The sequence below is a fragment of the Aminobacter sp. LjRoot7 genome, assembly GCF_964252895.1.
Taxonomy (GTDB): Bacteria; Pseudomonadota; Alphaproteobacteria; order Rhizobiales; family Rhizobiaceae; genus Aminobacter; species Aminobacter aminovorans_B.
Window position 1 is genome coordinate 40,318 of record NZ_CAXUPX020000007.1, and the last position, 23,376, is coordinate 63,693.

Sequence of the window (23,376 nt, forward strand, 5' to 3'; positions counted from 1 at the left end):
GGTTGAACCACGCGGCCGGAACCGACCTCTGTCCGTGCTGTACGGCGGAGAGGCCGGGGTTTGACGGCGAGGCAGGTCTCGACCGCAAAGCTGTCCAGGCTGGGCTTGGGGGAGTGGAATTGCGTCAGACGTGCATGCGGATCGGTTCGATCCTGGGAATCTGGATAATCACATCGGGGAGCGCTGGTGCGACGTCGCGGCTGGAGCTGGACGTAGAGCAGGGATTGCCTGTTACGCTGGTCAAGACCCGAACCTGCAAGCAGGTCAGTTCCTGTGCCGAGGCAGTCGAGCTTTGGTGCGGGGGCTACGGGCGCGCGGATGCCGACAATGACGGCATCCCGTGCGAGAATGTCTGCCCGACGAAAGAGCTTGTCGATGAGCTGCGCCAGCAGATTGGCTGCTGAGCGGTAGAAAAATCCCCTCGCATCGTGTGACGCGAGGGGATCGCAGGATTAGGCCCGCTTGTTCTGCCGGTTGGCGACGAGGTCGTCGACGACTGCCGGATCGGCCAGCGTCGAGGTGTCGCCGAGCGCGCCGAAATCGTCCTCGGCGATCTTGCGCAGGATGCGACGCATAATCTTGCCCGAGCGGGTCTTGGGCAGGCCCGGCGCGAACTGGATCTTGTCGGGCGAGGCGATGGCGCCGATTTCCTTGCGGACATGGGCGACGAGTTCCTTGCGCAAGTCCTCGGTGGCCTCGATGCCCGACATCAGCGTGACATAGCTGTAGATGCCCTGGCCCTTGATGTCGTGCGGGTAGCCGACGACGGCGGCCTCGGAAACCTTGTCGTGGCTGACAAGTGCCGACTCGACTTCCGCCGTGCCCATGCGGTGACCCGAGACGTTGATGACGTCGTCGACGCGGCCGGTGATCCAGTAGTAGCCGTCGGCGTCGCGGCGGCAGCCGTCACCGGTGAAATACTTGCCCTTGTAGGTGGCGAAGTAGGTCTGGATGAAGCGCTCGTGGTCGCCATAGACCGTGCGCATCTGGCCCGGCCAGGAGTCGGTGATGCAGAGATTGCCGTCGGCAGCACCCTCGAGCACATTGCCTTCGTTGTCGACGAGCTCCGGCTTGACGCCGAAGAACGGGCGCGTCGCCGAACCCGGCTTGAGGTCTGTAGCGCCCGGCAGCGGCGTGATCAGGATGCCGCCGGTCTCGGTCTGCCACCAGGTATCGACGATCGGCACCTTCTTGTCGCCGACGACATTGTAGTACCACTCCCAGGCTTCAGGATTGATCGGCTCGCCGACCGAACCCAGAACGCGCAGGCTCTTGCGCGAGGTCTTCTTCACATGGTCGTCGCCAGCACCCATCAGGGCACGGATGGCGGTGGGGGCGGTGTAGAAGATGTTGACCTTGTGCTTGTCGACGACATCCCAGAAACGCGAGGCGGAGGGATAGTTGGGCACGCCCTCGAACATCAGCGTTGTCGCGCCGTTGGCGAGCGGGCCATAGACGATGTAGCTGTGGCCGGTGACCCAGCCGACATCGGCCGTGCACCAGTAGATGTCGCCGTCATGGTAGTCGAAGACATACTGGTGGGTCATCGAGGCGTAGACGAGATAGCCGCCGGTGGTGTGCAGCACACCCTTCGGCTTGCCGGTCGAGCCCGAGGTGTAGAGGATGAACAGCGGGTCTTCCGCCTTCATCTTCTCGGGCTTGCATTCGGCTTTCACCGAGCGGACCTCGTCGTGGTACCAGTGGTCGCGGCCCGGCGCCCAGCCGACCTTGCCGCCGGTGCGGCGCACCACCAGCACGTCCTTGACCATGACATGATGCTTGGCGGCGATGTCGATCGCCTTGTCGGTGTTTTCCTTGAGCGGGATCGCCTTGCCGCCACGTAGACCTTCATCGGCGGTTATGACGAAGGTCGATTCGCAATCGACGATACGGCCGGCCAGCGCGTCGGGCGAGAAGCCGCCGAAGACGATCGAATGGATCGCGCCGATGCGGGTGCAAGCGAGCATCGCATAGGCCGCTTCCGGGATCATCGGCATGTAGATGGTGACGCGGTCGCCCTTCTTGACGCCATGCTTCTTCATCACATTGGCGAGGCGGCAGACGTGCTCGTAGAGCTCGTTGTAGGTGATCTTCTTGTCGTCGTAGGGGTTGTCGCCTTCCCAGATGATGGCGGTCTGGTTGCCGCGCTTCTTCAGGTGGCGGTCGATGCAGTTGTAGGAGACGTTGGTCAGCCCGTCCTCGAACCACTTTATCGACACCTTGCCGTCGAAGGAGGTGTTCTTGACCTTGGTGTAGGGCTTGAACCAGTCGATGCGCTTGCCGTGCTTGCCCCAGAACTTGTCGGGGTTCTTGACGCTCTCGCCATACCATTTCAGGTAAGTATCGTTGTCGATCAGCGCATTCTTCTTCCACGCCGGCTGGACGCGGTGGACACGGACTTCTGACATTTCTTCCCTTCCTCCCGGCAACGATCCGACGGCTCCTGCGTCCGGCGGACGGCGGCGTTGGAGCCGCGTTGGCGCGCATTATTAGCAATTCGCGCCGCCTCACAATATTAGACCTTGGATTTGGCTACGGTCTTTCCGTAGCGGCAAATCGCCGCCGCTATATAGCGATCAGCAATGGCGGAGGTCGAGTGCTAAAGTGCTGATTTCTTGGAACTATCATATGCGCATTCCGTTGTTTTAGCAGACGGTTAACCATCGCGGCGCAGACTCATGCCGTGGAGGAGCTGTTCGACACGGAAGGCCAGCATGCGCGACGCTTCTGAACTGGAACTGATGCTCAAGGGCTACGGCCTGACCACGGCCGAAATCCTCTATCACCTGCCTGATCACCCCCATGTGCTGCAGACATTCATCTGGCAGGACTACGACCTGGCGCCGAAATTTCCGATACTGTTCGGCTTCATCGAGTTCTGGCGCGCCAAGCTCGATGGCCCGCTGCATTCGGTGCACTACACCCATCGCAAGCTGATCGCGCCCAATGAATGGCGCAAGGTCGACGGCGAATTCGTGCTGCACTGAAGCCTGTTCATTCCGACTGGGCTAACTCCCTGATCGGACGTGAACTTTCCCGCAACGCTGCCTCCCGACGCGCTGCGCTGGCACAAATCAATTGCGGCTTTCGAGACGCTGGGCCGATTGCGGCCAGCTCGCCGGGCGGCTATTCCCGCCACCAGAGCTTCCGCTGCGCCTTCGCTGCCGGCGGGTAAAAGGGAGAACTAAGATGAACATGAAGATCCTTGCGGGCGTTTCGCTCGCCGCGCTGATGGCCTTCGGCTCGGCGGCGCGCGCCGACATCACCATCGGCCTCGTCGCCCCGCTGACCGGCCCGGTTGCCGCCTATGGCGACCAGGTCAAGAACGGCGCCCAGGCTGCCGTCGATGCCATCAACGAAAAGGGCGGCATCCTTGGCGAGAAGATCGTTCTGAAGCTCGCCGACGATGCCGGCGATCCCAAGCAGGGCGTCTCGGCTGCCAACCTGCTGGTCGGCGAAGGCGTGAAGTATGTCGTCGGCCCGGTGACCTCGGGCGTTGCGATTCCCGCCTCGGACGTCTTTGCCGAAAACGGCATCCTGATGGTGACGCCGACGGCCACCGCGCCTGATCTCACCGCACGCGGCCTGACCAATGTGCTGCGCACCTGTGGCCGTGACGACCAGCAGGCCGAAGTTGCCGCTGCCTATGTGCTCAAGAACATGAAGGACAAGCGCGTCGCCGTCATCGACGACAAGGGCACCTACGGCAAGGGCTTGGCGGAAGCCTTCAAGAAGGCGATCAATGCCGGCGGCCTGACCGAAGTGCAGCAGAACTCGCTCAACCCGGGCGAGAAGGATCTGTCGGCGCTGATCACCCGTCTCAAGGCTGACAATGCCGAGGTCATCTATTTCGGCGGCTACCACCCCGAGGGCGGCCTTCTGGCACGCCAGCTGAAGGACGGCGGCGTCAATGCCGTGATCATCGGCGGCGAGGGCCTGTCGAACACCGAGTTCTGGGCGATCGGCAACGAAGCGGCCGCTGGCACGCTGTTCACCAACGCGACCGACGCGCTGAAGAACCCGGCCTCGGCTGACGCGGTAAAGATCCTGACGGACAAGGGCATTCCCGCCGAGGCGTTCACGCTGAATGCCTATGCCGCCGTCGAAGTGCTGAAGGCCGGCATCGAGAAGGCCGGCAAGGCCGATGACACCGCAGCGGTTGCCGCAGCGCTCAAGTCGGGCGAGCCGATTGCCACCGCCATCGGCAACCTGACTTATGGCGAAACCGGCGACCTGACCTCGCCGAGCTTCTCGCTGTTCAAGTGGGAAGGCGGCAAGATCGTCGCTGCGGAGTAATTTTCGCGAAAGGCAAAGCAAAAAGGCCGGGATGCAAATCCCGGCCTTTTTTGTTCGTCGCAGGCAGTTCGCCACTCTTTGGCGTGTTGCGGCTGCCCTATGTTGCCGTGTGCGGTTCCGTCTCAGAACCTGTGATTGAAGCGGAGTTTTCCGCCCCAGGACTGGAAGTCGTCATTGCCAAGGCCGTCATAGAAGATCGAGCTGGACAGTGACGACGCCGACTGGCCGGCGAGCCTGACGCCGAGCTCGCCGCGTCCGCGCAGGCCGGTTTCGCCGAGACCGGGCGTCGAGGTCGCCGCTGTCGCAGAGTTCTCCTGCCTGAAGGTCCAGATGCCCTCCAATGTCGCGAAGGGTTCGAACAGCATGCCGTTGGCGAGCTCCATCCGGTAGCTCAGGCTCGGGCCGAACTCGAGGGTTCCGGTTGAGATTGAGATTGCTGGAATGTCGAGGCCGAGGCCGTCGACATAGGCTTCGGTTTCTTCCTCGAAATAGGCGAGCTTGGCCTTGGGCGTGATGCGCCAGCGGTCGATGTCGTACTGGCCGATCAGGGCGAGCGACACCAGCCAGCGGGTGGCGTCGAGCTTGTCGGTGTAGGTGCCGAAGGGCGAGACGTCATTGGTCGACTGGCCCCAGGCGGCACGGCCGTCGAGGAACAGATTGTCGGTCAGCCGTGCCGTGACATAGGGGCCGACAAGATAGCCGGTGCCCGAAATCGTGCTGTCGTCTGAACCGTCCATGTCGGTCCAGTCGAGCTGGGCGCCAAGGCCGACCAGGATGCGTGGCGTCACCAGATAGTCGACGCCGGCATGCATGATGCCAAAGCGGCCGGCGCCCTTGTTGGCGTCGAAACGCGCGATCTTGCCCTCGATCCAGATGTCGAATGGGGTGGCCATCGGATCGGTCGCTTCGCTGGCTGCGGGTTCTTGTCCGGTTTCGACCGGCCAGGGTTTTGCCGGCGGCCCGGCATTGTCGCCGAAGGCGGTGACCGGCATGCCCGTGTCGTCCGCGCCACTCATCATCCCCCGGCGTGGCCCAGTGGCGGACAGGTTATGCGCCGCAGCTATGCGGGCGTCGGCCGTGCCTTGTGCTTGTGAACGACGCAGGCTGTAGCCGAAGGACGCCTCGTTCTCGGAGAAGGACAGCGCGAACGGCATGCGCTCGTCGGTGAAGCCGAGGCCGAAGCCGGAGACGCCGCCCTGGCCGGTATACGCGCCGGTCAGCCGCTCGATGCGGCGGCTGGAGTCGGGTTCGTTGGCAAGGATCAACTCCGAGCGCGCTGTGAGGAAGCTGCCGATCAGGCCTGTCGTCTGGGCGGGATCGGCGCTCGAGATGGTGCAGCTGATGACCGCACCTGCCGTAACCGAGATGGTGCCCGACAACGTTGCCGGGTCGATGCTGCTTGCCGGGTCGGTGCAGCTGACAGTGGCTATCTCAACGCCTGCCGGCACTGTCACCGTGATGCCGTGGTTGCCGACCGGAACGGTGAGCACGCCTGATGTGCCGCTGCCGGATGTGGTGTTGACGGTGAAGTTGAGTGCTGGCTCGCTCGAGCTGAAGCCGAAGGCGCCGTCGGTGGTGGTGGTGACCAGCATTGTCACCTGGCCGGGCAGGCGCTGGGTGACGGTGACGGTGAAGCTGCCAGTTATCGTGTTGTTGGCGACATCACGCGCTTCGTAGGTGTTGGTCGTGGTGCCGAGCGGGAAGGTCGCGCCCGATGCCAAGCCGGCGGTCTGGGTCACTGTCGTGCCGGCCTGGTTGTCGGTGGCGGTCGGCAAGGTCCAGGTGGCGACGGCGCCGGTGACGGGATAGTCGACCTCGATGACGATGTTGGCCGGCATGCCGACGAGGGCAGGCGGCAAGGTATCGGTAATGGTCAGGCTGTAGGCGACCGCGGCACTGGTGAATGGCCCCGGCGCCGGGCTGGAATCGCTGGCGGCGACACTGAAGTTGAAGGCGCCGGTGACGGTGGGTGTTCCCGACAGGACACCGCCGGAGGACAAGGTCATGCCGGCTGGCAGCGCCCCGCTGGCGACGGCGAAGCTGTGGCTGCCCTGTCCGCCGCTGGCGCTGAAAGTCACCGGAGCGTAGGCGACGCCAGGTTCAGCATTTGGCAGCGCACCGGCTGCCGGTGACGTGACGGTCACGACCGGGTCCGAGATGGTGATCGAATAGGCCTGGCTGCCGGTGAAGCCGACCGCATCGCTTGCAGTGATGGTGAAATTGAACGTGCCTGCGGTGGTCGGTGTTCCGGAAATCGTACCGGTGCCGCTGAGGATCAGGCCAGTGGGAAGCGCTCCCGCGGTGACCGAGTAGAAATGGGGTGCTATGCCGCCTGAGGCGCTGATGCTTGTCGCGGTGTAGGCCAGCGCTGTTGTGCCGGACGGTAGCGTGGCCGGCGACAGCGTGATCGTCGGCGCAGCGACTGTCAGGCTATAGGCAACTGGCGCACTGTTGAACGGCCCGGGTGCCGGGCTAGAATCAGCCGCGGTGACGCTGAAGTTGAAGGTTCCTGACGCAGTCGGCGTGCCTGAGAGCGTGCCAGCCGCAGACAGGACGACTCCGGGTGGCAAAGCTCCGCCGGTCACCGCGAAGGAATGGCTGCTTTGGCCGCCGCTTGCGGTGAAGGTCTGGCTGTAGGCGATACCGCCTACAGCGCCAGGCAAAGCGCCAGCAGAGGGAGAGGTGATGGTGATCACAGGGTCAGCAACCGTGATCGTGTAAACCCGGTCGCCGGTGAAGCCGAGCGCGTCGGTCGCGGTTATGGTGAAGTTGGAGGTCCCTGCTGCAGTCGGCGTGCCGGACAGGACGCCACCGGCCAGGTTCAGGCCGGTCGGCAAGGATCCGGCAGTGACGGCGAGTGAATGGGTTCCCGTGCCACCGCTGGCGGTGATCGTCTCGCTATAGGCCAGAGCCGTTGTCGCGTTCGGAAGCGAGGTTGGAGTGACGGCGATCGTCGGAGCGTTGACGGTCAGGCTGTAGGCGACCGGAGCGCTGCTGAATGGACCGCCGTCGATTGCGGGGCTGGCGTCCGTGGCGGTGACGGTGAAGTTGAACGTTCCCGCCACCGTGGGCGTTCCCGACAACACGCCTGCTGCCGACAGGGTAACGCCCGCCGGCAGCGAGCCTGTTGTCAACGCGAAGCGATGTGTGCCTTGACCGCCGCTGGCGGTGAAGGTCTGGCTGTAGGCGGTTCCGCCCGTCGCCACCGGCAACGCACCAGACGAAGGCGAGGTGATGGTGATCACCGGGTCGGCAGTCATGAACGTATAGGCCGTGGCGGCCGCAAAGCCGAGCGCGTCGGTAGCGACGACCGTGAAGTTGAAGGTCCCGGCAGCCGTCGGTGTACCCGACAGCACCCCAGCGCTGGAAAGGTTCAAGCCGGTCGGCAGCGTGCCAAGGGTCGAAAAGGTGTGGGGCGTGGTGCCACCTGTCGCCGTCACTGTCTCGTTGTAGGCCACGGCCGTTGTTGCATTCGGCAATGATGCCGGGCTGACGGAGATCACTGGCGCGGTGACGGTCAGGGTATAGGCGATGGGCGCGCTGTTGAACGGACCGGCCGGTCCAGGACTGGCGTCGGTGGCTTGTACGCTGAATCCGAAGGTTCCTGCCTCCGTTGGCGTGCCCGACAACACGCCGGCGCCGCTGAGGGTCACCCCGGCTGGCAGGGTCCCCATCGTGAGGGCGAAGCTATGGCTGCCTTGGCCGCCACTGGCGGCGAAGGTTTGGCTGTAGGCGACGCCTCCTGTCGCGTCGGGCAGAGCGCCAGCGGCGGGCGAGGTGATGGTGATCACCGGATCGGCGACGACGACCGTGTAGGCCTGGCTGCCGGTGAAGCCGAGCGCATCAGTGGCCGTGATCGTGAAGTTGGAGGTGCCCGCCGCCGTTGGTGTGCCCGACAGGACGCTGCCGACAAGGTTCAGGCCGGCCGGCAATGTGCCGGCTGTGACGCCGAGCGTGCGGGGCGCCGTGCCACCGCTGTCCGTGATGATCTGGCTATAGGCCAGAGCTGTTGTCGCGTTCGGCAGCGTCGTCGGGCTGACAGTGATCGTCGGTGCCGTGACCGTCAGGCTGTAGGCGACCGCTGGACTGCTGTACGGGCCGGGCGTCGGGCTCGAGTCAGTGGCCGTCACGCTGAAATTGAACGTCCCCGCTTGCGTCGGTGTGCCTGACAGGACACCGGCTGTGCTGAAGCTCATCCCGTTTGGCAGGGTGCCGGAATGCGCGAAACTATAGGGGCCGACCGTGCCACCGGCCACGAAGCTTTGGCTGTAGGCGACGCCTCCGGTCGCGTTGGGCAGTGCGCCGGCCGCTGGCGAAGTGATCGTGACAGGCGGCGCCAGAATCTCGACCGTATAGGAGCGCGTGATGGCAAAGGGCGTAGAGGTGCTCGAATCCTGAGCCCTGACAGTGAAGGTGTTCGAGCTGGTCGCCGTAGGCGTCCCCGAAATCTCGCCGGTGCTGGAGTTGATGCTGAGTCCTGCCGGCAAAGCGCCGACAGATATGCTGTAGGTGTAAGGCGTGGCGCCGCCAGATGCCGTGGTTGTCTGGCTGTATGCGACGCCAAGGGTCCCGTCGGGAAGGCCCGTCGGGTTCAAGACGAGCGTCGGTGGGCTGACCGTTATGGTTACGGTCGCCGGAGCCGACGTTCCGGCCGCATTGGTTGCCGTATAGGTGAAGCTGTCCGGCCCGGCATAGCCGGCGGTCGGCGTGTAGGTGATCGAGGTGCCGACCGCCGTCGCCGTACCGTGGGTGCCGTTGGTAGGGATGGCGACGCTTGTTGCCGGGCCGCCAGTGATGTTCAGCGTGATCGGGTTGGCGGTGCTGCCATAGGGCACCGTCGCGCTGACCGCGTTGGCCACCGGCAGGATCTCGGCGATGCTGAACGTATAAGACCGGGTGCCCGCATAGGGCGCCCCGGTGCCGGTGCTGGAGTCCTGGGCGCGTGCCACAAAGGTGAACGACCCCGTCGCGGTTGGCGTGCCCGAGACGACGCCAGCCGTACTTAGCGTGAGCCCTGCTGGCAGGGCGCCGGAGCTGACCGACCAGGTACGTGGGGCGGTGCCGCCATTGGCGGTAAGGGTCTGCGAGTAGGCCGTGCCGCGCGTGCCGTTGGGAATTGTCGTCGGGCTGATCGAGATCGTCGGCGGAGCCATCGTGACCGTGTAGGCTCGGTCCTGGGTGACCGGTCCTGAGCCGATCGAGTTGTCGGTGGCGCGAATGGTGAAATTGAAGGTGCCGCCGGCCGTCGGCGTCCCCGACAGAGTGATTGTGGTGCTCGTGGCTCCGGTCAGTGTCAGTCCTGTCGGCAAGGTTCCGGAAAGCAGCGAGAACGTGTAGGGCCCGGAAACGCCTGATGCGGTCAGTGTCTGGCTGTAGGCTGTGGCGACTGTCCCGTTCGGCAGGGATGCAGTCAGCGAGATCGTCGGCGCGGTGACCGTAACGTTGACGGTTGCGGTCACCCGCCCAACGCCGGTGCAGTTCACGTCGTTGCAGAAATACATCGTGAAGGTGTCAGGCCCGACCCAGCGAGGATGGGGCGAATAGGTCACGGTGTTGTCGGAGACGTTGGTCACTGCGGACCACGTTCCGCCGCCGGTGGACGAGCCGGAGTTTGGCGCCGCGACGCCGCTGTCCGCCGCGGGATATCGCGGGTCGCAGTCGATCTGCTCCGCCGATCCCCCCGCTTGGACGTGGGTGTTGCCGCTCGATGCATAGGGAACGGTGCCAAAGGCGATGGTACAGGTTCCGCCCGGAACTCCGGGAGACGCTGCCTCGACAGGAGCTGGAGAAGCGATCAGCAGCAGTGCGGCGATTGTCAGTACTGTCAGGAAGAACGTGGTCGAAAATGCACGAAGCGCGCGACCGCACGCAGCAGTTGCCTTCGCAAATCCACTCATTGCCCCCTCTAACTCCTTCGGGCAGAAGGCGTCAGAACCCATGTGGAATTTTCTAATTTAGGGAATGATTTATTTGAGCTTTGGAATCAATCGCTAAAGTTGTGGATTCCAGCCTGCTTGAGCGCAAAGCTTCAGGATTCGCTCATTTACTGAATAGCTGTAGTAATTCGGCAACGACTGCTTGCGCGCTACTCAGCGGGTGCCGAATATCGCCGAGCCGACGCGTACGCTGGTGGCGCCGAATGCAACCGCCAGTTCGTAATCGCCCGACATGCCCATCGACAGCTTGGTGACGCCGGCCTCGCGCGCCAGTTTTTCCAGCAGGGCGAAATGCGGGCCGGGGTTTTCTTCCGCCGGCGGGATGCACATCAGGCCTTCGATGGTCAGCCCATGGACCTCGCGGCAGCGCTTGACGAAGGCGACTGCCTCACGCGGTTCGATTCCGGCCTTCTGCGGTTCCGAGCCGGTGTTGACCTGGACATAGAGTTTCGGCGACCGGCCCTGTTTCTCGATTTCCCGGGCAAGCTCGGCGGCGATCTTCTCGCGGTCGACCGTCTCGATGACGTCGAATAGGGTGACGGCCTCCTTGGCCTTGTTGGATTGCAGCGGGCCGATCAGATGGAGTTCGATGTCCGAAAACTCGGCCTTGAGCTGAGGCCATTTGCCCTGCGCCTCCTGGACCCGGTTTTCGCCGAAGACGCGCTGGCCGGCCTCGATGACAGGGCGGATGTGCTCGGCGTCAAAGGTCTTGGACACCGCCACGAGCGCCGTCGAGCCCTCTGGCCTGTTGGCCTCGCGCTCGGCCGCACCTATCTTATGCTTCACCAGAGTGAGCTGTTCGACCGACTTTTCCATGCCGCTGGCCCTGCTGCTTTTTGCCCGCCTCCGGCCTGCCGGAGTTGACGGGTCCGGGAATCCATGATGAACACCCGGCAACGATTTCCTGACCGCGGGTTTTCGCCCCGGTCCATGCACGCTTTTAAGTGAAAAACATCCGATGGCAACCGAACGATACAATCCGCGCGCGTCCGAACCCAAATGGCAGAAGGCCTGGGGCGAGGCAAAGCTCTTCGAGACCGAAAACGACGATCCCCGGCCGAAATATTACGTGCTGGAGATGTTTCCCTATCCGTCGGGGCGCATCCATGTTGGCCACGTCCGCAACTATGCGATGGGCGACGTCGTCGCGCGCTTCCGCCGCGCCATGGGCTACAACGTGCTCCATCCGATGGGCTGGGATGCCTTCGGCATGCCGGCGGAAAACGCCGCGATGAAGAACAAGGTCCATCCCAAGGACTGGACCTACCAGAACATCGCCACGATGCGCACGCAGCTGAAGTCGATGGGCCTGTCGCTCGACTGGAGCCGCGAGTTCGCCACCTGCGACGTCGACTATTACCACCGCCAGCAGATGCTGTTCATCGACTTCGTCGAGAAGGGCCTGGTCACGCGCAAGTCCTCCAAAGTCAACTGGGACCCGGAGGACATGACCGTGCTCGCCAACGAGCAGGTCATCGACGGACGCGGCTGGCGTTCGGGCGCGCTGGTCGAGCAGCGCGAGCTGACGCAGTGGTTCTTCAAGATCACCGATTTCGCGCAGGACCTGTCGGACGCGCTCGATGGCCTCGACGAGTGGCCCGAGAAGGTCAAGCTGATGCAGCGCAACTGGATCGGCCGCTCGGAAGGCCTGCTGATCCGCTGGCCGCTGGCCGCCGGCACCGCACCTGCGGGCGAGAACGAGCTGGAAGTCTACACGACGCGTCCGGACACGATCTTCGGCGCATCGTTCATGGCGATCTCGGCCGATCATCCGCTGGCCAAGAAGGCTGCCGAGAGCAAGCCTGAGCTCGCCGCCTTCATGGAAGATGTGCGCCGCATGGGCACGTCGGTGGCGGCGCTGGAAACGGCCGAGAAGAAGGGCATGGACACCGGCATCCGCGTCGTTCATCCTTTCGACCCGAGCTGGACGCTGCCGGTCTATGTCGCGAACTTCGTTTTGATGGACTACGGCACGGGCGCCATCTTCGGCTGCCCGTCGGGCGACCAGCGCGACCTCGACTTCGCCAACAAATATGGCCTGCCGGTGGTGCCGGTGGTGATGCCGGAAGGCGGCGATGCCGCGACCTTCCAGATCACCGAGGAGGCTTATACCGACGATGGCGTGATGATCAATTCGCGCTTCCTCGACGGCATGAAGCCTGAGGCGGCATTCAACGATGTCGCTACGCGCCTCGAGCAGATCTCGATCGGCAACCGCCCGATGGGCGAGCGCAAGGTGCAGTTCCGCCTGCGCGACTGGGGCATTTCGCGCCAGCGCTACTGGGGCTGCCCAATCCCGATGATCCATTGCGAGGATTGCGGCGTCGTGCCGGTGCCGAAGGCCGACCTGCCGGTCAGGCTGCCTGACGACGTCGAGTTTGACCGTCCGGGTAACCCGCTCGACCGTCACCCGACCTGGCGCCACGTCAATTGCCCGCAATGCGGCAAGGCGGCACGCCGCGAGACCGACACGATGGACACGTTTGTCGATTCGTCCTGGTACTTCGCGCGCTTCACCGCGCCTTGGGAAAACGAGCCGACCGATCCGAAGGCCGCCAATGAGTGGCTGCCGGTCGACCAGTATATCGGCGGCATCGAGCACGCGATCCTGCATCTGCTCTATTCACGCTTCTTCACCCGCGCGATGAGCAAGGCCGGCCATCTCGACCTGTCCGAGCCGTTCAAGGGCCTGTTCACGCAAGGCATGGTCGTGCACGAGACCTACCGTCTCGGCAGCGGCCCGAACGGCGAATGGGTTTCGCCGAGCGACGTCAAGATCGAGGAGGCTGATGGCAAGCGACGTGCGACGCTGATTGCCACCGGCGAGCCGGTAGAGATCGGCTCGATCGAGAAGATGTCGAAGTCGAAGAAGAACGTCGTCGACCCCGACGACATCATCGCCAGCTATGGCGCCGACACTGCGCGCTGGTTCGTGCTCAGCGATTCGCCGCCCGAGCGCGACGTGGTGTGGACCGAAGCCGGTGTCGAGGGCGCCCATCGTTTCGTGCAGCGCGTCTGGCGCCTGGTGTCCGAATCGGCCGACGTGCTGGCCAAGGCGGAAGCCAGGGCAGCCGGCGAGGGCGATGCCGCTGTTGTCTCCAAGGCCGCGCACAAGGCGTTGAAGTCGGTCGGCGAAGACATCGGCAAGCTTGCCTTCAACAAGGCGGTCGCGCGCATCTATGAGCTGACCAACACGCTGCAGGGCCCGCTGGCCGACGCTGCCGCCGGCAAGGCATCGGCTGACATGGTTTCGGCACTGCGCGAGGCCGTCGACATCCTGATCGTGATGATCGCGCCGATGATGCCGCATCTGGCCGAGGAGTGCTGGGCAGCGCTCCAGGGCGACGGCCTGGTTGCCGATCGTGCATGGCCGAAGTTCGATGCAGCACTCGTCGTCGACAACGAAATCACCTATCCGGTGCAGATCAACGGCAAGAAAAGAGCTGATTTGACAATCGCCCGCGACGCAGATCAATTGACCGTCGAAAAAGCGGCGCTGGCACTGGAAGCAGTGCAGAAGGCGCTGGATGGGAAGTCGCCGCGCAAGGTGATTGTTGTGCCGCAGAGGATCGTCAATGTCGTTGCCTGATGCGCGGAATTCTGCTGGTTCATTGCGTGTTGTTGCACGTCTGGCCCTTCTGGCTTCGCTTGCACTGGCATCTGCCTGCTCGGTGCGTCCGCTTTATTCGGACGGACCGGTGTCTGCAGGCGTCGAGGCCGGCACGGCGACGCAACTGGCCTCGATCAACATCAAGCCGGTCAACACCCGCTACGGCCAGGAAGTCCGCAACCACCTGATCTTCATGTTCAACGGTGGTGCCGGCCAGCAGGCGGCAGCACCCTACACGATGGACCTGGCGGTGACCGCGTTGAGCGAATCGGCGCTGCTTGCCGCCGTGACCAACAAGGACGACGAGCCCACCACCGGCACGATGACCCTGACCGGCACCTATGTCATCACCGACATCAAGACCGGCAAGCGTATCGCCTCGGGCAAGCGCAACGTGTCGGCGTCGTTCGACCGACCGCGGCAGGAGTTCGCCACGCTGCGGGCGCAACGCGACGCCGAGAACCGCGCGGCACGCGAGTTGGCCGAACTGCTCAGGCTGGCCATCGCCCAGGACATGTCCAAGGGCTGATGCCCGTTCGCTGAGGTTCGGTCGATGCGGCTGACGTCCTTTTCGGCTTCGGGGTACCGTTCGCTGAGATCGATCCGGCTCGACATCGGCCAGGCCTCGGTCTTCGTCGGCGAGAACGGCGTCGGCAAGTCCAACCTCTATCGGGCGCTGCAGCTCATCAAGGCATCCGCCGAGGGAACCCTCGCACGCGAAATCGCCGGCGAGGGCGGGATGAACTCCGCCTTGTGGTCGGGCAATCGCCGTGCGGGGCAGCCGGTTCGCGTGATCATCGATGCCCAGTTCGTCGATGACGAGACGGCGGCGCGCTACGCCTACAAGGTCGAGATCGGGCTGCCACCGCCACTGTCGGCGGGCTTCACCTTCGAACCCCATGTCAAGGATGAGAGCCTGACCGTCGAAGTCGGGCGTCGCCCTGTCGAGATGATGTCGCGCAAGGGTCAGGCCGTTTTCGCCCGCGACGGCGACGGCCGCCGCGTCGAGCATCCCGAACGCGTTCTGAACTCCGAGACCGCACTGGCGTTGCTTGGCGGGGCAGGACGCTATCCCGAGGTCGGCGACATGCGGGCCGCCGTCGCCGGCTGGCGCTTCTATCATGGCTTCCGAACGGATTCCGAATCGCCGGTGCGTCGGGCAGCTCTGGCGACGACCTCTCCCATGCTCGATGAGGACGGCGCCAATCTGGCTGCAGTGTTTGCAACGCTGAAGCATATCCGCGGCGATACGGTCGAGCTCGACCGTTGCATCGCCGACGCCCTGGGCTGCGCGCTGCTCGAGGTGCCGGAACCGGGGGAGACCGCGACCTTCGGGCTGGTATTACCGGAGTTCCCGCAGCGCATCTTCAAGCCACAGGAACTCTCCGACGGGCAGATCCGTTTCCTGGCGCTTGCCGGCGCGCTGCTGTCCTACCGCCTGCCCAGGCTGATCGCGCTCAACGAACCGGAATCCAGTCTGCATCCGCGCATGATGCCGGCACTCGCCGACATGATCGCCAAGGCAGCCGAGCGTACGCAGGTGTGGATCGTCACCCACTCACGCGAACTGGCGGATCTGGTGCGCGACCGAACCGGCACACGACCGTTAACGGTGGTGCGCAACGATGGGGCTACTACAATCGAAGGCATGCGCATCACCGGGCAGATGGACGACGGCGACTGAACTTCTCAGGCACGTGCGACGCGTGGCTTCACCAATGTCCAGCCCAGCGTCATGCCCGCTGCGGCGATCAGGATCGCGGCGGCGCCGAGCAATTGCAGCGGCTGCAGGCGATGGCCGAAGGCCAGGAAGTCTCCGAGGATCGCAACCACCGGGTAGATGAAGGACAGCGAGCCCACCAGATTCGTCGGGAGCTTCTGGATCGCACCGTAGAGCAGGATGTACATCACGCCGGTATGGATGACGCCTACCGCGACAAGCAGTGCCCAGGTCTTCGCGTCGCTCGGGAGCTCGGCGAAGTTGGCGAAGGGCGCCAGCATCAGGATGCCGACGGTCACCTGGATCAGCGCGATCAGATGCGGCGGCACGCCCTTGAGCTTCTTGGTGATGATCGCAGCGATGGCGTAGAAGAAGGCTGCTCCAAGCGCCAGCAGGATACCCGAGAGATAGTCGGTGCCGACTGCACCCGCGCCCGGCTTGGACTGGACGATCAACAGCATGCCGCCGAAGGCGATGCCGAGCCAGCTCAACTTGGTCAGCGTCAGTCGCTCGCCGAACAGCATTGCCCCAAGCGCCACCAACATGAAGGGCTGGGTGTTGTAGACGGCGGTGGCGATCGAGATCGAGGCGCGCGGGAAGGCGGCGAACAGCAGGATCCAGTTCGAGACGATGGCGATACCGCCAACGGCTGCCCAAGTGATCTGGCGACGGGTCATCACCTCAGGCCGAAACAGACCAAGAGCGGCACAGACGATCAGAAGTGTGACTGCGCCGAAGGCGCAGCGCCAGAACACCACATCCATGACCGGCTGGCCGGACAGGACGACAAACAGCCCGATTGTTCCCGAAATCACCATCGCGGCGGTCATTTCGATCGTCCCACGCGTCTTGTCCGACATATCCCTGCTCCTTGCTAGGCTAGGCATATTCTGCTCGGGGACAGGGCGGAAAACCATGGCTTGGAAGAGCCGATTGCTCGCATTGTCCTGATAATGTAAGGTCATCCCATGTTTTTGCCTTCGGAGCGTAACATGCTTGATGATATCGACCGGCGCATGGTCGAAATCCTGGTCGAGGACGCCAGGGTTTCCCTGAAGGAGCTGGCGCAGCGGGTTGGCCTGTCGTCGCCGAGCGCATCGGAACGGCTGAAGCGGCTGGAAGAGCGTGGGGTGATCCGTGGCTTCACCGTCGACGTCGACCCGGTGGCACTTGGCTACACGTTGCAGGCCATCGTCCGCATCCGGCCGCTGCCGGGCAAGCTGCATGTGGTGCAGGACCTGATCCAGCAGATCCCGCAATTCTCCGAATGCGACAAGGTGACGGGCGACGACTGCTTCGTCGGGCGGTTGCACATCCGCTCCATCGACGAGCTCGACACGATCCTCGACCGCATCGCCGACAAGGCGGAAACCAGCAGTTCGATCGTCAAGGCGCAGCCGGTCAAACGACGGCTTCCGCCGCTGGCCTGAGGTGCAGATACAAAAAAGCCGGCGCTGGTGGCGCCGGCTTGATTGTCTTGGCTGGAAGGATCAGCCGATCTTCTGGCCGGTCTTGGCCCAGTCGGCCAGGAACATCTCGAGGCCCTTGTCGGTCAGCGGGTGCTTGACCAGCGCCTTCAGCGTTGCCGGCGGAATGGTGGCGACGTCGGCGCCGATCAGCGCCGCACGCTTGACGTGGTCGACGGTGCGGATCGAAGCGGCGAGGATCTCGGTGTCGAAGCCGTAGTTGTCATAGATGTGGCGGATCTCGGCGATCAGCTCCATGCCGTCGACACCCATGTCGTCGAGACGGCCGATGAAGGGCGAAATGAAGGTAGCACCCGCCTTGGCGGCGAGCAGGGCCTGGTTGGCGGAGAAGCACAGCGTGACATTGACCATGCGGCCTTCCGAGGTCAGTGCGCGGCAGGCCTTCAAGCCGTCGAGCGTCAGCGGCACCTTGATGCAGATGTTGTCGGCGATCTTCGACAGCACCGCCGCTTCCTTCATCATCTCGGCATATTCGGTGGCGGCGACTTCGGCCGAGACCGGGCCTTCGACGATGTCGCAGATTTCCTTGGTCACTTCGGCGATGTTGCGGCCCGACTTGAGGATCAGCGACGGATTGGTGGTGACGCCGTCGAGAAGGCCGAGCTCGTTGAGCTCACGGATGTCCTTCACGTCGGCGGTGTCGACGAAAAACTTCATAACTGTCTCCTTGGCAATGGAAGGGTGCCCCAGGGGCACCGGATATGTCGGCCTTTGCTCTAAACCAAGTTCGGGGCAAGGTCACGCGTCATGACCGCCGATTCGCCAAGAACAAGGGCCGCCCCCGTGCTGGTGCCGATGCCGGCCGAGCGCGCCTACTCCTACGCCGTTCCCGACGGCATGCAGGTGGTGCCCGGTTCGATCGTGCGCGTGCCGCTTGGCCCGCGCGAAGTGGCAGGTATCGTTTGGGACGGACCGGTCGAAGCCGTCGATCCGAAGAAGCTCCGGCCGATCGCGCATGTCTTCGACTGTCCGCCCGTCAACGAAGAGATGCGGCGGCTCGTCGACTGGATCGCGCAGTACACCTTGTCGCCGCCTGGAATGGTGGCGCGGATGATCCTGCGCGCGCCCGAGGCCTTCGATCCGGAGCCCTGGACGGAAGGCCTCAAGCGCAGCGACAGCGAGCCCGACCGGATGACGGCGGCGCGCGCCCGCGTGCTCGAGATGGCCAATGACGGCATGGCATGGACGCGCTCGGGGCTGGCGCATGCCGCCGGCGTATCCTCCACCGTCATCGACGGGCTGAGGGCGCAAGGCGTGTTCGAAACGGTGATGATACCGCCGCGGCCCGTGGTAGCGCCTCCCGACACATCCTACGCCAGCGCCGAGCTGACCAGTGACCAGGAGGCGACAGCCGCAAGCCTGCGTACCCAGGTCGAGGCCGACAAGTTCGGCGTCACGCTGATCGACGGCGTCACCGGCTCGGGCAAGACGGAAGTCTATTTCGAAGCGGTTGCGGCCGCACTCGACAAGGGCAAGCAGGTGCTGATCCTGCTGCCCGAAATCGCGCTGACGCAGGCCTTCCTCGAGCGCTTCCAGAACCGATTCGGCGCCAAGCCCGCCGAGTGGCATTCGGACCTGCCGCCGAGGATGCGCGAGCGCGTCTGGCGCCAGGTGGCCGAAGGCGGGGTGCGGGTGGTGGCCGGCGCCCGCTCGGCGCTGTTTTTGCCGTTCAACAATCTCGGGCTGATCGTCGTCGACGAAGAGCACGACCCTGCCTACAAGCAGGAGGACCGGGTGTTCTACAATGCCCGCGACATGGCCGTGGTGCGGGCGCATATCGGCGGCTTTCCCGTTGTGCTGGCGTCGGCCACGCCCTCGGTCGAGAGTCGGGTCAACGCCGAGCAGGGCAAGTATGCGCGCTCGGTGCTCTCGGCCCGTTTCGCCGAGGCGGCGCTGCCGCAACTGGCGACCATCGACATGCGGCGCTCGCCGCCGGCGCGCGGCGGCTTCCTGTCGCCGGTGCTGCTCGGCAAGATGCGCGAAACGCTTGGCCGGCAGGAGCAGTCGCTCCTGTTTCTCAACCGACGCGGTTATGCGCCGCTGACGCTGTGCCGGGTCTGCGGCCACCGCTTTGGCTGCCCGGTCTGCTCGGCCTGGCTGGTCGAGCACCGCTTCCGTGGCCAGCTCGTCTGCCACCATTGCGGCCACAACGAGAAGCGGCCCGAGGCCTGCCCGGAATGCGGAACGTTCGATCATCTCGTCGCCTGCGGGCCGGGCGTCGAGCGCATCGCCGAGGAGGTGGTGTCGCATTTCCCCGACGCGCGCACGATCGTGCTGTCGTCCGACATGCTGGGCGGGGTGAAGCGGCTCAGGCTGGAACTGGAGGCGATCGCCAATGGCGAGGCCGATATCGTCATCGGCACCCAGCTTGTCGCCAAGGGCCACAATTTTCCGAACATGACGCTTGTCGGCGTTGTCGATGCCGATCTTGGCCTCGCCAATGGCGACCCGCGCGCCGCCGAGCGGACCTACCAGTTGCTGTCGCAGGTGACGGGCCGGGCAGGGCGCACCGGCAAGAAGAGCCTTGGCCTGCTGCAGACATTCCAGCCCGACCATCCCGTGATGCGGGCGATCGTCTCAGGCGATTCGGAGGCCTTCTACGATCGCGAGATCGCGGAGCGCGAGCGTTCGGCCTTGCCTCCCTACGGCCGGCTCGCTGGAATCATCGTCAGCGCGGCGACAAGGCCCGAGGCGGAGAGCCATGCGCGTGGCCTGCGGCGTGTGGCCCAGGTGGCGCAGGATGTCCATGTGCTCGGGCCCGCCGAAGCGCCGCTGGCGCTCATCGGCGGCCGCCATCGCTTCCGGCTGCTCGTGCAGGCCGACAGGAAGGCCGACATCCAGGGCTATATCCGTGCGCTGCTTGCCGCCGGGCCCAAGGTGCGCGGTTCGGTGCGCGTGCAGGTCGACATCGATCCGCAAAGCTTCTTGTAGTAGGACGAAGACCCGCTGATCATGAAGGCTTGGTGATCATGCCAAGCAGCGGCGGCTTCGGGTCCAAGCCGTGCAAGGTCTTTTCGAGCGCATAACCGGCAGCCTTGAGGCGCACCTCGATGGCGCGCTCGATTGTCGGGATCTGGCCGGCGCTGGGCGGTTCGAAAAACAGGTAGAGCCGGCCTTCCGGGGCGAGCAGCGAACGGATCAGCTTGAGCTCGCGCGCCGCCTCCAGCCAAAACAGATTGACGTTGATGGCAAAGACCTTGTCGAAGGGCCGCCCGGAACCGCTCCAATCGGCCAGTCCCCCTTGCGCCAACGCTGCCTTTCCAGCCGTGATCGCCGCGCGGTTTCTCTCCTCGGCGGAGCTTATGGCACTGTCCGACCGGTCAAGCCCGGTGATGTGGCCGTCGATCAGTAGTGGCGTGATCTCCGCCATGGCGACGCCTCGCCCGCAGCCGATTTCCAGCAGCCTGTCGCCCGGCTCAATGCCGAGGTGGTCGATCGCCCAGACTATTCGTTCCGGTATGGCCATGGTCCGCTCCCGTAGGCCCGCTGGCCGCAGCATACTTGTTCCGGCCGTCTCCGCCAGTTGCGCTCTGGCGCTCGACACGCCGTCGGATATGATCCCTGTGGATTCGCGGCCTGGCCGGAGGGGGAAATATGGAGTTCGCATTTCCGTGGCCGACGAGCCAAGGCGAGTGGCTGGCGTGGAGCTCCGCGGCGGTCACGCTGCTGTTCGGCGTCATCCTGTTCTTCGCCCCGAGAATCGCCTTCCGGCTGCTCAGGCTGCAGGCCCGGCCGGACAATCCGGAAGCCATCGCCCAGGGCCGCGCCACCATGGCTGGCTTCTTCCTCGGTGTCGGGCTGTGCGCGATTCTGCTAGCCCAGCCATGGCTTTACATGGCGCTCGGCGTGTCGTGGCTGTTCACAGCCTTCGGTCGGATCGTCGCAATGATGTCGGACGGTGCCAACACCCCATACAATTGGGTGGCGATCGTTATCGAACTGGCGCTGGCGGCCCTACCCCTTGGGTTTGTTTTCGGCTTCTGGCCGTGAATCGCCGTCAAGCCACTGCTCCGATGCGCAAGATGCGACAATAGTGCCTCAAAAGCCTGTTAGAGGACGTGTTGCGGTCCTCAAAAGCCTGTGCTAGACGGCAATCGACTTTCGGCCGGGGGGATGCGGCTGTCGCGAGCTCCGGGGTCAAAAAACGCAGTAAGGTCAAAGATTTAGCTAGAGTCTCACACTCGCGCCAACAATCTTGCGGCCTGTCAGACAAGAGAAAAGACGGTCCGTGACCCAATCTTCCTCGCCAATCTCCGGTGTTGCTGAGCGTTATGCGGGATCGTTGTTCGATCTCGCGCTCGAAGCAGGCGCTGTTGCAAAGGTAGAAGCCGACCTCGGTCGTTTCGCTGCGCTGCTCGATGGCAGCGCTGATCTCGATCGCCTGATCAAGAGCCCGGTCTTCTCCGGCGAAGATCAGGAAAAGGCCATTTCGGCGATCGCCGACAAGGCCAAGATCACCGGCCTGGCCGGCAATTTCCTCCGCCTCGTGGCGCGCAATCGCCGCCTGTTTGCCCTGCCCGGCATGATCAAGGCGTTCCGCCAGATCGCCGCCGAGCATCGTGGCGAGACGTCGGCAGAGGTGACTTCGGCGCATGCGCTGACCGCTGCGCAGGAAACGGAACTCAAGTCGGCGCTGAAGAGCGTCGCCGGCAAGGACGTGGCGATCTCGGTCGCCGTCGATCCTTCGCTGCTCGGCGGCCTGATCGTGAAGATGGGCTCGCGCCAGATCGATACGTCGCTCAAAACCAAACTCAATTCGCTCAAGCTTGCACTGAAAGAGGTCGGCTGATGGACATCCGCGCCGCGGAAATTTCCGCAATTCTGAAAGACCAGATCAAGAATTTCGGCAAGGAAGCCGAAGTTACCGAAGTCGGTCAGGTTCTGTCGGTGGGTGACGGTATCGCCCGCGTCTACGGTCTCGACAACGTCCAGGCGGGCGAGATGGTCGAGTTCCCGGGCGGCATCCGCGGCATGGCGCTGAACCTTGAAAGCGACAACGTCGGCGTCGTCATCTTCGGTGCCGACCGCGACATCAAGGAAGGCGACACCGTCAAGCGTACCGGCGCGATCGTCGACGTCCCGGTTGGTCCGGAGCTGCTCGGCCGCGTCGTCGACGCGCTCGGCAACCCGATCGACGGCAAGGGTCCGATCAAGGCCAAGGAACGTCGCCGCGTCGACGTCAAGGCGCCCGGCATCATCCCCCGCAAGTCGGTGCATGAGCCGATGTCGACCGGTCTTAAGGCCATCGACGCTCTGATCCCGGTCGGCCGCGGCCAGCGCGAGCTGGTCATCGGTGACCGTCAGACCGGCAAGACTGCCATCATTCTCGACACCATCCTGAACCAGAAGGCGATCCACGTCGCTGGTCCGGAGAAGGAAAAGCTCTACTGCGTCTACGTCGCTGTCGGCCAGAAGCGCTCGACCGTCGCGCAGTTCGTGAAGGTGCTCGAAGAGCGCGGCGCGCTCGAATACTCGATCATCATCGCGGCCACCGCGTCCGATCCGGCCCCGATGCAGTTCCTGGCTCCGTTCGCCGGCTGCGCCATGGGCGAATACTTCCGCGACAACGGCAAGCATGCCCTGATCGCATATGACGATCTGTCCAAGCAGGCCGTCGCCTACCGTCAGATGTCGCTGCTGCTGCGCCGCCCGCCGGGCCGTGAAGCTTACCCGGGCGACGTCTTCTACCTGCACTCGCGTCTGCTCGAGCGTTCGGCCAAGCTGAACGACGAAAACGGTGCTGGCTCGCTGACCGCTCTGCCGGTCATCGAAACCCAGGCCAACGACGTCTCGGCCTACATCCCGACCAACGTGATCTCGATCACCGACGGCCAGATCTTCCTCGAGACCAACCTGTTCTTCCAGGGCATCCGTCCTGCCGTGAACGTCGGTCTGTCGGTGTCGCGCGTCGGCTCGTCGGCCCAGATCAAGGCGATGAAGCAGGTTGCAGGCTCGATCAAGGGCGAGCTCGCGCAGTACCGCGAAATGGCGGCCTTCGCGCAGTTCGGTTCCGACCTCGACGCCGCTACCCAGCGTCTGCTCAACCGCGGTGCGCGTCTGACCGAGTTGCTCAAGCAGCCGCAGTTCTCGCCGCTCAAGACCGAAGAGCAGGTTGCGGTGATCTTCGCCGGCGTCAACGGCTACCTCGACAAGCTGGCCCTCAACCAGGTCGGCAAGTTCGAGCAGGGCCTGCTGGCTTACATGCGCTCGGAAGGCAAAGACGTTCTCGACGGCATCCGTACGGAGAAGGCGCTCAGCGACGATCTCCGCGGCAAGCTCAAGGGTCACATCGACGCTTTCGCGAAAAACTTCGCCTGACACTGACGG

At 64.2% G+C, this 23,376-nt stretch carries 17 protein-coding genes; 11 read left to right on the forward strand and 6 right to left on the reverse strand.

Annotation, left to right across the window (positions count from 1 at the left end; all coding sequences use genetic code 11):
- The first annotated feature begins 134 nt into the window (after positions 1 to 134).
- Positions 135 to 404 carry an excalibur calcium-binding domain-containing protein gene (locus tag ACSQ3E_RS19240; protein ID WP_436123927.1) on the forward strand — a complete coding sequence of 90 codons (270 nt, stop codon included), beginning with the start codon at positions 135 to 137 and terminating at the stop codon, positions 402 to 404.
- A 48-nt stretch (positions 405 to 452) separates the two neighbouring features.
- Here ACSQ3E_RS19240 and acs read toward each other — a convergent pair whose 3' ends face one another.
- Positions 453 to 2,408, reverse strand: coding sequence for an acetate--CoA ligase (acs, locus tag ACSQ3E_RS19245; protein ID WP_436123928.1), 1,956 nt, complete (start codon positions 2,406 to 2,408; stop codon positions 453 to 455).
- Between the two features lie 306 nt (positions 2,409 to 2,714).
- Here acs and ACSQ3E_RS19250 point away from each other — a divergent pair, with 306 nt between their 5' ends.
- Positions 2,715 to 2,987, forward strand: a complete 273-nt coding sequence (locus ACSQ3E_RS19250) for an usg protein (protein ID WP_109574304.1) — start codon at positions 2,715 to 2,717, stop codon at positions 2,985 to 2,987.
- Between the two features lie 208 nt (positions 2,988 to 3,195).
- Positions 3,196 to 4,296 (forward strand): branched-chain amino acid ABC transporter substrate-binding protein, encoded by a 1,101-nt coding sequence (locus ACSQ3E_RS19255; protein WP_436124149.1) that lies wholly within the window; start codon positions 3,196 to 3,198, stop codon positions 4,294 to 4,296.
- Between the two features lie 122 nt (positions 4,297 to 4,418).
- On the opposite strand, the gene ACSQ3E_RS19260 is transcribed toward ACSQ3E_RS19255, so the two are convergent.
- Both ACSQ3E_RS19260 and ACSQ3E_RS19265 read right to left on the reverse strand, forming a co-directional pair.
- Positions 4,419 to 10,193, reverse strand: coding sequence for a putative Ig domain-containing protein (locus ACSQ3E_RS19260; protein WP_436123929.1), 5,775 nt, complete (start codon positions 10,191 to 10,193; stop codon positions 4,419 to 4,421).
- A 192-nt stretch (positions 10,194 to 10,385) separates the two neighbouring features.
- The gene (locus tag ACSQ3E_RS19265; RefSeq protein ID WP_436123930.1) at positions 10,386 to 11,048 is read right to left on the reverse strand and encodes a YggS family pyridoxal phosphate-dependent enzyme; all 663 of its coding nucleotides are present in this window, start codon (positions 11,046 to 11,048) and stop codon (positions 10,386 to 10,388) included.
- A gap of 142 nt (positions 11,049 to 11,190) precedes the next feature.
- On the opposite strand from ACSQ3E_RS19265, the gene leuS reads away from it, so the two are divergent.
- From leuS to ACSQ3E_RS19280, 3 genes are all read left to right on the forward strand, one after another.
- The gene (gene leuS / locus ACSQ3E_RS19270) at positions 11,191 to 13,821 is read left to right on the forward strand and encodes a leucine--tRNA ligase (RefSeq protein WP_436123931.1); all 2,631 of its coding nucleotides are present in this window, start codon (positions 11,191 to 11,193) and stop codon (positions 13,819 to 13,821) included.
- A gap of 109 nt (positions 13,822 to 13,930) precedes the next feature.
- Complete coding sequence (gene lptE, locus ACSQ3E_RS19275) at positions 13,931 to 14,371, forward strand: LPS assembly lipoprotein LptE (protein ID WP_436123932.1); 441 nt, start codon at positions 13,931 to 13,933, stop codon at positions 14,369 to 14,371.
- A gap of 24 nt (positions 14,372 to 14,395) precedes the next feature.
- Complete coding sequence (locus tag ACSQ3E_RS19280) at positions 14,396 to 15,526, forward strand: AAA family ATPase (protein ID WP_436123933.1); 1,131 nt, start codon at positions 14,396 to 14,398, stop codon at positions 15,524 to 15,526.
- A gap of 5 nt (positions 15,527 to 15,531) precedes the next feature.
- Here the strand turns inward: ACSQ3E_RS19280 and ACSQ3E_RS19285 are convergent, their stop codons facing one another.
- The gene (locus ACSQ3E_RS19285; protein ID WP_436123934.1) at positions 15,532 to 16,422 is read right to left on the reverse strand and encodes a DMT family transporter; all 891 of its coding nucleotides are present in this window, start codon (positions 16,420 to 16,422) and stop codon (positions 15,532 to 15,534) included.
- 132 nt (positions 16,423 to 16,554) lie between these two features.
- Between ACSQ3E_RS19285 and ACSQ3E_RS19290 the strand changes: the two genes are divergently transcribed.
- A complete protein-coding gene (locus ACSQ3E_RS19290) occupies positions 16,555 to 16,992 on the forward strand; it encodes an Lrp/AsnC family transcriptional regulator (protein ID WP_436123935.1) in 438 nt (145 codons plus the stop codon).
- A gap of 60 nt (positions 16,993 to 17,052) precedes the next feature.
- Here ACSQ3E_RS19290 and fsa read toward each other — a convergent pair whose 3' ends face one another.
- The gene (gene fsa, locus ACSQ3E_RS19295; RefSeq protein ID WP_115730337.1) at positions 17,053 to 17,706 is read right to left on the reverse strand and encodes a fructose-6-phosphate aldolase; all 654 of its coding nucleotides are present in this window, start codon (positions 17,704 to 17,706) and stop codon (positions 17,053 to 17,055) included.
- A gap of 90 nt (positions 17,707 to 17,796) precedes the next feature.
- Here fsa and ACSQ3E_RS19300 point away from each other — a divergent pair, with 90 nt between their 5' ends.
- A complete protein-coding gene (locus ACSQ3E_RS19300; protein ID WP_436123936.1) occupies positions 17,797 to 19,980 on the forward strand; it encodes a primosomal protein N' in 2,184 nt (727 codons plus the stop codon).
- A gap of 19 nt (positions 19,981 to 19,999) precedes the next feature.
- Here the strand turns inward: ACSQ3E_RS19300 and ACSQ3E_RS19305 are convergent, their stop codons facing one another.
- A complete protein-coding gene (locus ACSQ3E_RS19305) occupies positions 20,000 to 20,515 on the reverse strand; it encodes an SAM-dependent methyltransferase (RefSeq protein ID WP_436123937.1) in 516 nt (171 codons plus the stop codon).
- A 128-nt stretch (positions 20,516 to 20,643) separates the two neighbouring features.
- On the opposite strand from ACSQ3E_RS19305, the gene ACSQ3E_RS19310 reads away from it, so the two are divergent.
- From ACSQ3E_RS19310 to atpA, 3 genes are all read left to right on the forward strand, one after another.
- On the forward strand, positions 20,644 to 21,039 hold the full coding sequence (locus ACSQ3E_RS19310; protein ID WP_115730340.1) for an AGROH133_08824 family phage infection protein: 396 nt from the start codon (positions 20,644 to 20,646) through the stop codon (positions 21,037 to 21,039).
- Between the two features lie 238 nt (positions 21,040 to 21,277).
- A complete protein-coding gene (locus ACSQ3E_RS19315; RefSeq protein WP_436123938.1) occupies positions 21,278 to 21,838 on the forward strand; it encodes a F0F1 ATP synthase subunit delta in 561 nt (186 codons plus the stop codon).
- Positions 21,838 to 23,367 (forward strand): F0F1 ATP synthase subunit alpha, encoded by a 1,530-nt coding sequence (atpA, locus tag ACSQ3E_RS19320; protein WP_067956554.1) that lies wholly within the window; start codon positions 21,838 to 21,840, stop codon positions 23,365 to 23,367. Before ACSQ3E_RS19315 ends, atpA begins: the two co-directional genes overlap by 1 nt.
- Positions 23,368 to 23,376: the final 9 nt, after the last annotated feature.

Bases quoted from the DNA above. Each gene is read 5' to 3' on its own strand.
- fsa (WP_115730337.1), bottom strand. From the start codon at position 17,706: ATGAAGTTTTTCGTCGACACCGCCGACGTGAAGGACATCCGTGAGCTC.
- ACSQ3E_RS19260 (WP_436123929.1), bottom strand. From the start codon at position 10,193: ATGAGTGGATTTGCGAAGGCAACTGCTGCGTGCGGTCGCGCGCTTCGT.
- ACSQ3E_RS19305 (WP_436123937.1), bottom strand. From the start codon at position 20,515: ATGGCCATACCGGAACGAATAGTCTGGGCGATCGACCACCTCGGCATT.
- leuS (WP_436123931.1), top strand. From the start codon at position 11,191: ATGGCAACCGAACGATACAATCCGCGCGCGTCCGAACCCAAATGGCAG.
- atpA (WP_067956554.1), top strand. From the start codon at position 21,838: ATGGACATCCGCGCCGCGGAAATTTCCGCAATTCTGAAAGACCAGATC.
- ACSQ3E_RS19285 (WP_436123934.1), bottom strand. From the start codon at position 16,422: ATGTCGGACAAGACGCGTGGGACGATCGAAATGACCGCCGCGATGGTG.
- acs (WP_436123928.1), bottom strand. From the start codon at position 2,408: ATGTCAGAAGTCCGTGTCCACCGCGTCCAGCCGGCGTGGAAGAAGAAT.
- ACSQ3E_RS19300 (WP_436123936.1), top strand. From the start codon at position 17,797: ATGACCGCCGATTCGCCAAGAACAAGGGCCGCCCCCGTGCTGGTGCCG.
- ACSQ3E_RS19280 (WP_436123933.1), top strand. From the start codon at position 14,396: ATGCGGCTGACGTCCTTTTCGGCTTCGGGGTACCGTTCGCTGAGATCG.
- ACSQ3E_RS19265 (WP_436123930.1), bottom strand. From the start codon at position 11,048: ATGGAAAAGTCGGTCGAACAGCTCACTCTGGTGAAGCATAAGATAGGT.
- ACSQ3E_RS19255 (WP_436124149.1), top strand. From the start codon at position 3,196: ATGAAGATCCTTGCGGGCGTTTCGCTCGCCGCGCTGATGGCCTTCGGC.
- ACSQ3E_RS19290 (WP_436123935.1), top strand. From the start codon at position 16,555: ATGCTTGATGATATCGACCGGCGCATGGTCGAAATCCTGGTCGAGGAC.
- ACSQ3E_RS19250 (WP_109574304.1), top strand. From the start codon at position 2,715: ATGCGCGACGCTTCTGAACTGGAACTGATGCTCAAGGGCTACGGCCTG.
- ACSQ3E_RS19310 (WP_115730340.1), top strand. From the start codon at position 20,644: ATGGAGTTCGCATTTCCGTGGCCGACGAGCCAAGGCGAGTGGCTGGCG.
- ACSQ3E_RS19240 (WP_436123927.1), top strand. From the start codon at position 135: ATGCGGATCGGTTCGATCCTGGGAATCTGGATAATCACATCGGGGAGC.